The 10,961-nt window shown below is 55.9% G+C and carries 8 protein-coding genes and 1 tRNA gene; all 9 read right to left on the bottom strand.

The window, feature by feature from the left end; all coding sequences use genetic code 11:
* Positions 1-470: 470 nt before the first annotated feature.
* The 9 genes from ACR0CG_RS15635 to pyrH all read right to left on the bottom strand — a co-directional run bounded on the left by ACR0CG_RS15635 (position 471) and on the right by pyrH (position 10,945).
* Positions 471-560 (bottom strand) — tRNA-Ser (locus ACR0CG_RS15635).
* Between the two features lie 90 nt (positions 561-650).
* Complete coding sequence (locus tag ACR0CG_RS15630) at positions 651-3,080, bottom strand: DUF3772 domain-containing protein (RefSeq protein ID WP_480526092.1); 2,430 nt, start codon at positions 3,078-3,080, stop codon at positions 651-653.
* Positions 3,080-4,114, bottom strand: a complete 1,035-nt coding sequence (locus ACR0CG_RS15625; RefSeq protein ID WP_170616365.1) for a cysteine synthase A — start codon at positions 4,112-4,114, stop codon at positions 3,080-3,082. Before ACR0CG_RS15625 ends, ACR0CG_RS15630 begins: the two co-directional genes overlap by 1 nt.
* A gap of 70 nt (positions 4,115-4,184) precedes the next feature.
* Positions 4,185-5,300, bottom strand: a complete 1,116-nt coding sequence (locus ACR0CG_RS15620) for an NUDIX domain-containing protein (RefSeq protein ID WP_480526090.1) — start codon at positions 5,298-5,300, stop codon at positions 4,185-4,187.
* Positions 5,301-5,328: 28 nt separating this feature from the next.
* A complete protein-coding gene (locus ACR0CG_RS15615) occupies positions 5,329-5,769 on the bottom strand; it encodes a TrgA family protein (protein ID WP_170616361.1) in 441 nt (146 codons plus the stop codon).
* Between the two features lie 16 nt (positions 5,770-5,785).
* Positions 5,786-6,994, bottom strand: coding sequence for a class I SAM-dependent methyltransferase (locus ACR0CG_RS15610; RefSeq protein WP_480526088.1), 1,209 nt, complete (start codon positions 6,992-6,994; stop codon positions 5,786-5,788).
* Positions 6,995-7,063: 69 nt separating this feature from the next.
* On the bottom strand, positions 7,064-8,488 hold the full coding sequence (locus tag ACR0CG_RS15605; RefSeq protein ID WP_480526086.1) for a cryptochrome/photolyase family protein: 1,425 nt from the start codon (positions 8,486-8,488) through the stop codon (positions 7,064-7,066).
* Between the two features lie 48 nt (positions 8,489-8,536).
* Positions 8,537-9,763 carry an aminotransferase class V-fold PLP-dependent enzyme gene (locus ACR0CG_RS15600; RefSeq protein ID WP_480526084.1) on the bottom strand — a complete coding sequence of 409 codons (1,227 nt, stop codon included), beginning with the start codon at positions 9,761-9,763 and terminating at the stop codon, positions 8,537-8,539.
* Between the two features lie 429 nt (positions 9,764-10,192).
* Positions 10,193-10,945 (bottom strand): UMP kinase, encoded by a 753-nt coding sequence (gene pyrH / locus ACR0CG_RS15595; protein WP_170616353.1) that lies wholly within the window; start codon positions 10,943-10,945, stop codon positions 10,193-10,195.
* Positions 10,946-10,961 lie beyond the last annotated feature (16 nt).

Below are 10,961 nucleotides of genomic sequence, written 5' to 3'. Positions count from 1 at the left end.
ACGGGAGCCAGCCGCCCGAACTCACACTCAAGCGTCTGGTCAGCGTGACCCACCCACTTGAATGGTCCGAACAGGAACGCCTGTTCGGCTTATAACATCTCCAGATCCTGCGTCCCTGATACGGGGTTCGCCCTCCCTGATCCGTCGGCACAATTCCCTGTTCCCACGAGAAAATTCCCTGTTCCACCTTTTAGGGAATTTGCAACATAAACCTCTGAAAAACATGCAGTTCCGATAGGAGAAATGACGGAACTCAGACCTATTCAACGAAAATTCCCTGTAAATAGCCGGTTATCAGGGAAATCCCGCCCAAAGCGACCCCGCCCAAATGCGCCACTGAGACTGCCGCCGGAAGTGCGCTCTGAGTGTACGGTCTGCTCTGTCTCTGATTGAAAGCGCATGCGCCAACGCGCGGGAACTGCGGCACAATTCCGGGTCAGAAAACACAGCTGAAGTGAACCAGGTATGAGTGGCGGAGAGACAGGGATTCGAACCCTGGAGACGGTTTCCCGCCTACACACTTTCCAGGCGTGCGCCTTCGACCACTCGGCCACCTCTCCGTGAGCGGGATATTTGGACTATCGCCGGGGGATTTGCAAGGCCCGATTAGGTTGAAAATTCACCGGAAAACAACAGAACGGTTATGAAGGTCAAACCTCGTCGCCATCGGCATCAGGCATGTCGGCTTCGGTCATCTCAACCGGCGCGGTTGATGTTGTTGCGGAGGGGATTTCCGCTGACTTCTGCTCGGTTTGGGCTTCCCCTGCCTTCAATACTTCGGGATTGCGCAACCAGACATCGCGCTGTGCGAACGGAATCTCGATCCCCTCTTCGACAAAGCGCCGGTTGATTTCATGGTTCATGTCGGACTTTACCGACAGAACCCAGTTCACATCCCGAAGAATGCCGCGGATTTCAAAATCCAGCGAATCCGCGCCGAACCCCTGAAACACGACGCTGGGCGCTGGATTTGCCAGAACCATGGGGTGCGCATTTGCGATCTCGCCCAGAATTTTTTCGACCAGCCGGGTATCGGTGCCATAAGCCACACCAACAGGCACGATCACCCGCCCGATCGTGTTGCCCCGGGTGTAGTTCGTTACCACGCCACTGATCAGGTCCGAGTTGGGAACGATCACATCCGTTCGGTCAAACGTCTCGATCCGTGTAGATCGAACCGAGATGTCGCGGACGTAGCCCATCATTCCGTTCACATCGATCCAGTCCCCCTTAGAGATGGGACGCTCGACCAGCAAGATTATGCCCGAGACGAAATTCGATACGATGGTCTGCAGACCAAAGCCAATGCCGACCGAAAGAGCACCAGCAACAATCGCCAGCGACGAAAGGTTGAAGCCTGCAATCGTGATCGCAATCAACGCGGCCAGGAAAATACCGACGTAACCGGTGCCGGACACAATCGCGTTTTGCCCGCCCGGATCAATACTGGTCTTGGGCAGCAGCGAATTCCTCAACCCGCTTTGCAACATGCTCGTCAGGCCATAACCGATGGCGAAGACCACAACAAAAGTGAAGAAATTGCTGGGGGAGATTGTCACCCCACCGATATCAAACCCTTGCAACAACTGGGACCAGATCTCTTGCAGATCCGTCCTGCGCGCGCCCCAGTAAAGCGCGAGAATAGGCATCGCCAGAATGGCCATGGCAAATCCGACGAGAACGGAAAAAAGCGAGTCCTTGGCGGCCTCACCTTTGCCGCTGAACCATCCGTAGACCGAAGCCAGGAAACGCTGAAAAATCAGCAATGCGGCAATGAGGACCAGTGTTTTTACAGCCGGGAAAACAATCGCTTCAGCCGCGTTCGTGTATCCCAGAACAGCGAGTATGGGACTGCCGATCCCCAGCAGGAACAAGGCTCTGCGAATGAACTCGACCAACTGACTGAACCCGGCAGCCCGGGCCGTCGCGGCCGGTTCATCCGGGTCAGGTGTGGTATCCACGGTTCGGACCAGGCGAACACGCAGCAACAACAGCGCCGTCCCGAAAATAACCGGGAACGCGACCACGGCACGCGTCGCGTCAGAGATATTCTCGATCTGCTCAAACAGCTTTACCAGTTCGTGCAGGATCAGGAACCCCGCCAACAGATCAAGATGAACTCGTAACTCTCTTACCCTTTGCCTCGACAGTTTCTTAAATCCCTGCGCTTCCTGCAGAACATGGAACTGTCGGCCAATCCAGTCGTAGAAAAGTATGATCCCGGCCCAATAAGGCACGTTTTCCATCAGCAGAGCGCCGCGCAGCCCCAAAATGCCCGTCAGCGACACTGCCGTTACCAGTAGCACAACGCCAAACCACGGCAGAATGATCCGCAGCAGAGAGGTCAGGAAAGCCCAGACACCACTGCCCTGCCCGCCCAGACGCCGCAGATATTCACCGGCGGATTCAGACCATCGCTTTCCATAAAACAGCAAAACACCTGCAATCACGACCAGGGCAAGAATGCCCAACCCGCGGTCGCGAAACCGTTCATGCACCACGTCTGTTTGAAAATTTCTGCGCACCTCATTGAACAGACTGCGCGCTGCTTCGTTAACATCGGTCCAGGCGGGACCCCAATGGGCAGGATTCAAAGGAGACGGACCGCGCTCCAGCAGTTCTTTTGCCTGACGGTCCCGCAGCAATTGATCAATTTCGAAGATAAGACCATTCGCCCGGCTGAACGCCTCTTCCGAGATTATCCTAGGGACCCGCAGACTGTTTAGCTGCTCCTCAAGGTGATTTCGAAGGTTGGCGATGTCTTCCGGTTCGGTTGCATCACCTTCCGGTTCCGGACCAAGCGCCTTCAGTTGGCCTTCCAGCGTTTTGATACGTTCTGTATTCGCGCTCCGCGCATTGTTGAAATCTTCGCGATAGTCGCTGATTTCACTCCGCAAATTTTCAAGAGCCGCGTTTGAGGCCTTGTTGGCCTCGATTACCGCTTCGGCCCGATCCGCCGTTTTGACCCAGCCTTGATAGTATTCGCTCTGTCGATCAGACAACTGGGCGAACGCAGAACCGCCCAGTACGGCAAAACACACCGCAACAAGGGCCAGGAACAGGCGGACCTGCTGCCGCATCATACGTCCTCGAACACGCCCGGGATACTGCGTGGCGCATCGGTCATCCAATCAGGAACCGGCAGCTCTTTTTCACGCAGAAAATCGGGGTTGAACAGTTTGGACTGATAGCGAGTGCCGTAGTCGCACAGGATGGTTACGATGGTATGACCTGGTCCCATTTCTTTGGCTAACCGGACCGCACCCGCCATGTTGATCGCGGTTGATCCGCCCATTACCAGACCTTCCTCACGGAGCAGGTCGAAGATATAGGGTAACGCCTCGTTGTCTGTGATCTGGTAGGAAAAATCAGGCGTGAACCCTTCAAGGTTCTTGGTGATCCGAACCTGCCCGATACCCTCGGCAATCGATCCGCCTTCCATCGCGATCTCACCCGTTGTGTAATAGGAAAACAGCCCGGCGCCCATCGGATCGGCCAATGCCACCTTCACCCCCTTTGGCTGCAGCACTTCGGCCACACCGGCAAGCGTACCACCCGAACCTACGGCGCTGACAAATCCGTCGACCTTGCCGTCGGTCTGTTCCCAGATCTCGGGGCCCGTTGTTTCCACATGCGCCTGACGGTTGGCAACATTATCGAACTGATTGGCCCAGATCGCGCCATTGGGCTCAGATTGCGCAAGTTCTTCGGCCAGACGCCGTGAATAGTGCACAAAATTGTTCGGGTTGCGATAAGGCGCCGCAGGAACCTGAACCAACTGGGCACCTGCCAGGCGCAGCATGTCCTTTTTCTCTTCCGACTGGGTTTCGGGAATCACGATGACAGTCTTGAACCCCATCGATGCGCCAACCAGCGCCAGACCGATACCGGTGTTACCTGCGGTACCCTCGACAATTGTCCCGCCTGGCTTCAGATCCCCCCGGGCAATTGCGTCACGGATGATGAACAGAGCGGCACGGTCCTTGACGGATTGCCCCGGGTTCATGAACTCGGCCTTGCCGAGGATCTCGCAACCGGTCTCTTCACTGATGCGGCGCAGCCGGATCAACGGTGTTTTCCCTACTGCGTCGGCAAGATCTCGTGCAATGCGCATGGCGCCCTCATTTCAATTTGGTATCGTCAGAGATTTACAGGCGCGCCGCAGCAACCACAAGCAACGAAACTTAACCGCGCAACCGGTCGCGATGTCGTGCCAGCCAATGGGCCAAGGTCAGCAGAGGCATGTCCTTGAAGGCATGACTGTCAACCATTCCGATGAATTCGGCATACGAGAATATCCGGCTACGGATGTTCTCGCCCTCCGAAGAAAGGCCACCATTGTCGGTCGTTTCGGTCAGGTCAGCCAATCCCAGATACAGATGGACGTACTCGGTCGACGAACCGCTGGAAGAATATACCCCACCAGCGTATTCCAGCGCGCTGGGGGTCACGTGCGCTTCTTCCTGAGTTTCGCGAATTGCCGCCTGTTCGGGCGTTTCGCGGGGATCGATCATGCCCGCGACCGGCTCCCACATCCAGGGTTCCGCGTCGTCGATCAAAAAGACCGGCACGCGAAACTGTTCGACCAGCAAGACCGTGTCCCGTACCGGATCGTAGGGCAGAACAACGACGGCGCTGCCCTGCATCAACCCATTGTAGTTGAGAACCGGACCCATTGATCCGTCGTATTGGCGGTGTTGAAACCTGATTTCATCAATCCCAAAATAGTTGATGTAGGCGGGCTTGCGATCATGGACGATCACGTCCTGCGCCGTATCGCGCGCATCACCGGTCTGACGCCGGCGCGCAGCCAACCTGGCCCAGGCCCGGGTCCGGATGGCTGGAAAACTTCGCGCAATCTCAGCAGCTTCGACCTTGCCGTAATGGGCCATCACCTCATCTGCGGCAAGTAGCGTCAGTTCTCCCCAATCTCCAAACCAGTCCTTCAGGGACCAGGGTTGGTCCGGCGTCCAAAGGTTGGGTTCTGGAAAGAATACGCTTGCCGTCGCCTTCGTTCCGTCAGGCAGCTCAAGGTCACGGGGGCTGAGATCGTAATCGAAACCGCCTTCGTAGTAAGTCAGCCGTTTCAAATCCTCGGGGCCGAACCCCTGCACCAGCAAACCTTCGGCCTTGCTGCCATTCTCGCTGACAATCATCGGAAAGCTTTGCCCCTTCACCCCATAGACGGTGTGGTCGGGCAATCTGGCCTCAGATATCTTCAATTCAGACAGCGGGCGGCCCAGCACACGTTCCAACAACGGCTGGCACCTGAGTGTGCCGTAAAAAAATAGATCAGACACGGGGATAGAGCTTTCGTTGTTCAGTCGCTTAACGCCAGCGGCGACTCGCTTCTTCGGTCGCCAACCCGGTTATGACAGCGCCCACCGCTAGCGTCACCAGAATGTTTGGAACAATCAGCTGCTCGCCAAACTCGACACCAAGCTTGAAAATCGCAAGCACCGCCTCGAACGGGCCGTCATACCTGTGGCGCATCGCCAGGCGGAACATCTCATAGGTACCCTGCACGAAAAGTCCCCAGAACACCAAAGATGCGACACCGGTCAGTCCGTTGTTGACACCTGCCGTCCATCCGCGACCAGCCCGCTTGCCCATGATTTTCCATCCGCAAACGAACCCAAGCGCAATGTTGACCAGAGTGAAATAGCCGTAATCCTTACCCTCGTCCCCGTTTTCGATGATCATCGTGGAGACAATAAAGGCAACCACCACCAGACATACAGCGGCAACTAGACGTGAGGCACTGGGCATACGAGGGGTCCGTTCGTTAACTCGGTTTTGCTATGGTGATCTGTGTCACATCGCAATTGCCGGTGTCAAAGGCCGCGCCGCATGCAGTCAAATAATAATTCCACATGCGGCGAAAACGCTCATCAAAGCCCATTTGGGAAATCTCTTCCCACTTGGCATTGAACGTCTCATACCAGCGTCGAAGAGTCAGGTCGTAGCTTTTACCGAATTCGCGTGACTTCATCACACTCAGCCCGGCGCGTTCAATCTCTTGCCTGAGGATGGTTGGAGACGGCAACATTCCACCGGGAAATATGTATTTCTGAATGAAATCAACACCGTTTTTGTAATAGTCCCAGCGGTGATCACCCACCGTAATGATCTGAAGCGTGGCCTGACCGCCAGGTTTCAGCCGGTCGCGTACTGTCTCGAAGTAGACAGGCCAGTACTTCTGCCCAACCGCCTCGAACATCTCGATCGAGGCGATCCCGTCGTAATGCCCCTGCTCGTCGCGGTAATCCTGAAGTTTGAACTCCACCTGATCCGATAGGCCAAGACTTTCAATACGTTGCCGCGCAAAGTTCAACTGTTCCTGACTGAGTGTAAGCCCGGTGACGCGCAGCCCACGTTCCTTTGCGGCATATTCGGCAAAACCACCCCAGCCGCAGCCGATTTCCAGTATGTGATCCCCCGGCTTGGCACCCATTTCGTCCACAAGGCTTGCGTATTTTGCGATCTGCGCATTTTCCAGACTTTCCTGCCCGGTCTCGAACAATGCGCTGGAATAGGTCATCGTATCGTCCAGCCACAGGGAATAGAAATCATTACCCAAATCGTAGTGGTACGAGATATTTTTTCGGGCCTGTTTGCGGTTGTTTCGATGCAACCAAAACCGAAGCCTTTCATAGGCCTGAACCAGAAACCGACCGGTGAAATCGTCATAAACGGCCTCTGATTCCAGATGTACCAGATCCATGAACGATCTCAGATCAGGTGTGCTCCAACCGCCCTCCAGATAGGCGTCAGAAAAACCAAGCTCACCCTCGCGAACCAATCGGGAAAAAACATCCGGATCATGAATATCGACCTGCGCCACCGGCCCGGGCTTTGCGCCTTCGGTTCGAAACACCCGACCATCAGGCAAGACAATATCCAGCCGTCCATTTTCCATCCGGCCAAGCATTTTCAGCACTTGTGAAAAATATCTGGGCAGGTTCTTCTGCCCTTCAGTCGTGGTCAGGATCATCCGCTCTCCCCTGTGCGGTCGTAGAAATAAGCTAGGCCGAGTTTCTGTTTCTGGCAAGTTTTCAGTTCGTTACCGACTTTTCGCCTGTTCATAAGCTGTCAGAGCTCGTTTTCGACCGTCCGCCAATTCCACAATCGGCGAAGGGTAAGGCGCGTCCGGTGTCAGCCCCCATGAATTGGGCGCAGCTTCAAAGTATGCCAGCGCGGTCTTCGGTGGATTATCCTGGATTTCCGCGATCCATCGTTGCCTGTAAACCGCATCCGGGTCGAATTTCTGTGCCTGCGTCTGCGGATTGAATATCCGAAAGAACGGCGCCGCATCCGGCCCCGAACCTGCGACCCATTGCCAACCCATCGCGTTGCAGGCCGGATCCCAGTCTATCAGGCAATCCTCAAACCAATTCATCCCGACTTTCCAGTGTGTCATGAGGTGTTTGGTCAGGTAGCTTGCCACAACCATCCTCGCGCGGTTGTGCATCCGGCCTGTCACATACATCTGCCGAAGTCCGGCATCCACGATTGGAACGCCGGTTCTGGCCTGCTTCCACGCCATAACCGACGGGGCTTGGCCATCCTCAAGCCAAGGAAATCCATCCCATTCGGGCCGCCAGTTGTTCGTCAGTAACCGAGGCGAGTGATACATCAGATGATACGCGAATTCCCGCCAGATCAATTGCCGCAGAAAGGCGTCGGTTCCGGGAATGCCCATCATCGAGGCGTTCTGAACGGCGTGCCACACCGTTCGCGGTCCAATCTCACCCAGTGACAGATATTCGGACAGGTTCGACGTGCCGTCTACATCCAAACAATCGCGTAGTTCCTGATACCGTGCGATCCGATCCAGAAACTCTAGCAGGCAATCATTGGCAGACCTTTCACCAGGTTGCACATACGGCCGAACAACCCGGTTTCCTCTGTTCATCCCAGCCCCAAGGGACCAGTCGACCATATCCTCGGAATCCGGCCAATTATCAGGATTTTTCAGCCGTGATGGCGCGCCCTGCGGAACAGGTATCTCCTTCTCCCGCACTGCGCGCCACATCGGTGTAAAAACCTTAAAGGCTTGTCCGGATTTGGTTGCGACCTGCCACGGTTCAAACAGCAAATGCCCGTCGAACGACCTGGAATCAATACCGCCATCTGCCAGGGTTGCCTTGATACGAGTGTCACGGGCGATGGCATCCGGATCATAAGCGCGGGTCCAAAAAACCGATGCGGACCCGGTCTCGACTATCAGTTCTTTTAAAACGCTCAGCGCACTGCCGCGCCGAAGGATCAGGCGGCTACCGACGTCCCGAAGCCTGCTGGCGAACGCCTCGAGCCCCAAACCCAGGCGCCATTTGGGGGCTGCACCCAGACCGCGCACAAGGTCGTCAAATACGAAAACCGGAATGACGGGTCGGCCTGTCGCTGCGGCGGCGCAAAGCGCGGGATGGTCGGACAGGCGCAAGTCCCGGCGAAACCATAGTAGTATTGGCGCTTTGTCTTTCTGCATATCCGCCCCAAGTGTTTATTCGTATTACGAAATCAGGCGGATATTGGATCACAAAACCTTATCCAACGCGTCCAGAAGCTGATCGACTTCCTGTTTCGAAGTGTAGTGCGTGAAACTGACACGCAATACGCCGTGTTCCGGCGCGACCCCCATCGCCTGAAGCGGGCGGACAGCGTAAAAGTCACCGCCACCCGCCATAACACCATGATCGGAAAGATCACGGGCAACGGATTCCGCTTCACGGTTCAGCGATATCGCAACCGTAGGTGCCCGCATCGAAGCGTTCGCCGGGCCAATCAGGCGAACCGCGTTGCGGTCCTTTACCGTATCCAGCAACGGCTGAAGTAGGTCCATTTCATGTGCGCGCATCAGGTCGTGAACAAATTCACCGCGCGCGCTTGCGTCGGTGTCAGGCCCGCCATGGTGATCGCACAGAAGGTCGACATAGTCGGCCATGCCCGCGCTTGCAGCGATCTGCGCATGATCCGGCCCTGCCGGGGTAAAGCGTTTGTACAAAACATCACCGTTGAAGACATGCGCCTGGTTCGGAAGCATTTCCCCAAGCGTGCGGCGAATGACCATGCACCCCTGATGAGGACCATAAGTCTTGTAAGCCGAAAACAGATAGATATCCGGCCCCAGTTCTCCAACATTAGGAAAACCATGCGGCGCGTAAGAGACGCCGTCAACGCAAACAAAGGCACCTGCGGCATGGGCAATAGCGGTGATTTCCGTGACAGGGTTGATCTCGCCCACAACGTTCGAGCAATGCGGGAAACAGATCAGCCGCACCTTTTCATCCAGAAGGTCTTCCAGATCCTGTGGGTTCAGGGAACCGGTATCCGGATCAATTTTCCATTCGCGGATTTCGATCCCGTCGTCAGCAAGGCGCCTCCAAGGTCCGGAGTTCGCTTCGTGGTCCTGATTGGTAACAACAATCGCCTCACCCGGCTTCATCCACTGCCGAAACGCCTGCGCCAGGACATATGTATTCTGCGTGGTGGACGGACCAAAACTCAGCTCATCTGTGTCAACACCCAGAATGGCGGCCATGCGGGCACGCGCCTCGTCCATTTCCTCGCCCGCCAGGCGGCTGGCCTCGAAAGGTGCATAGGGCTGAACCTTGCGCTGCCTGTAGAACCGCGTCAGCCTGTCGATGACCGGTTTGCATGTATAAGACCCGCCAGCGTTTTCAAAAAACGCCTGCCCCTGAAGGCCGGGTTCAGAAAAGGCCGGGAATTGTGCCCGAACAAAATCGATATCCAGTTTGGTCATGGCTCGCTACTTTCTCGTCATGCTGCGCATCAGGGGCAAGGTGCCCGGGCATGATCCCGGATCCCTCAGAAATCATTGCAGGTCTTCCAGCCCAGCCGCAGACCTTATCATGAAAACAAGGAAGTGCAGGCAGATCTTCAGTCGGGACATTCCCAAACGAAGATCCCGGATAATTAGCCAGCCGCATTCGCGTTGGTCAACCGGAACGTGAAGGGAAAAGACACCCGTCCAACTTCGCTACCTCGGTCAGGACTTCATCGGATCTCAAGCTCATCAGAGATTTGCTGCCAATATTCTTGATTATGCAAGCGAGGCGAGCGTCCTGCAAAAGCAGCGATTTCATTTCAATGAACAGAACCGCAAATCGGACACAAAAGGCAAACAGGCCGGGGATTTGAACCGGCCCGCTTTTTGACATACAGCAGATTGTCAGCCCTGAACCTTGGTATAAGTCCCCTCACCGGCAAGAATGCCGCGGAAACCGCCGGGTTCGTCCAATCCAAACACGATCAAAGGAAGGTTGTTGTCGCGCGCCAGTGCAATGGCCGAGGCATCCATGACCCGCAGGCGTTTTGCCAGAACATCGTCATAGCTGACGGTGTCATAGCGCTGTGCGTCGGCGTGAACCTTGGGATCCTTGTCATAAACACCGTCGACACCGTTTTTGCCCATGAAGATGGCTTCGCACGCCATTTCGTTGGCCCGCAGCGTGGCCGCCGTATCCGTTGTAAAATAAGGGTTTCCGGTTCCGGCCGCAAAAATGCAGACCCGTTTCTTTTCGAGATGTCGCACAGCGCGGCGGCGAATATAGGGTTCGCACACCTCGTCCATCCGGATGGCGGAAATAACCCGCGTAAATACACCCACCTCCTCAAGCGCGGACTGCATGCCCAATGCGTTCATGACGGTGGCAAGCATTCCCATGTAATCCGCCGTCGTACGCTCCATCCCTTGCGCCGAACCGCTAAGGCCCCGAAAAATGTTGCCGCCGCCGATGACCATACAGATCTCGACGCCCAGATCGTGTACGGATTTCACCTCTTGCGCGATACGCTGAACGGTGGGCGGATGCAGGCCGAACCCCTGATCCCCCATCAGCGCTTCGCCGGATATTTTCAGCATCACGCGCTTGTATTTTGTCTTGGGGGTTTCGGTTGTCTCGGTCGAAGGGGATTGGCTCATGTTGCGCTCCGGGCTG

The organism is Ruegeria sp. AB8 (genome assembly GCF_056542605.1).
This window is presented reverse-complemented; position numbering and strand designations above follow the sequence as displayed.

Coding starts and splice junctions, on each gene's coding strand:
- ACR0CG_RS15630 (WP_480526092.1), bottom strand. CDS start 3,080: ATGCGGCAGCAGGTCCGCCTGTTCCTGGCCCTTGTTGCGGTGTGTTTT.
- ACR0CG_RS15625 (WP_170616365.1), bottom strand. CDS start 4,114: ATGCGCATTGCACGAGATCTTGCCGACGCAGTAGGGAAAACACCGTTG.
- ACR0CG_RS15615 (WP_170616361.1), bottom strand. CDS start 5,769: ATGCCCAGTGCCTCACGTCTAGTTGCCGCTGTATGTCTGGTGGTGGTT.
- ACR0CG_RS15610 (WP_480526088.1), bottom strand. CDS start 6,994: ATGATCCTGACCACGACTGAAGGGCAGAAGAACCTGCCCAGATATTTT.
- ACR0CG_RS15605 (WP_480526086.1), bottom strand. CDS start 8,488: ATGCAGAAAGACAAAGCGCCAATACTACTATGGTTTCGCCGGGACTTG.
- ACR0CG_RS15600 (WP_480526084.1), bottom strand. CDS start 9,763: ATGACCAAACTGGATATCGATTTTGTTCGGGCACAATTCCCGGCCTTT.
- pyrH (WP_170616353.1), bottom strand. CDS start 10,945: ATGAGCCAATCCCCTTCGACCGAGACAACCGAAACCCCCAAGACAAAA.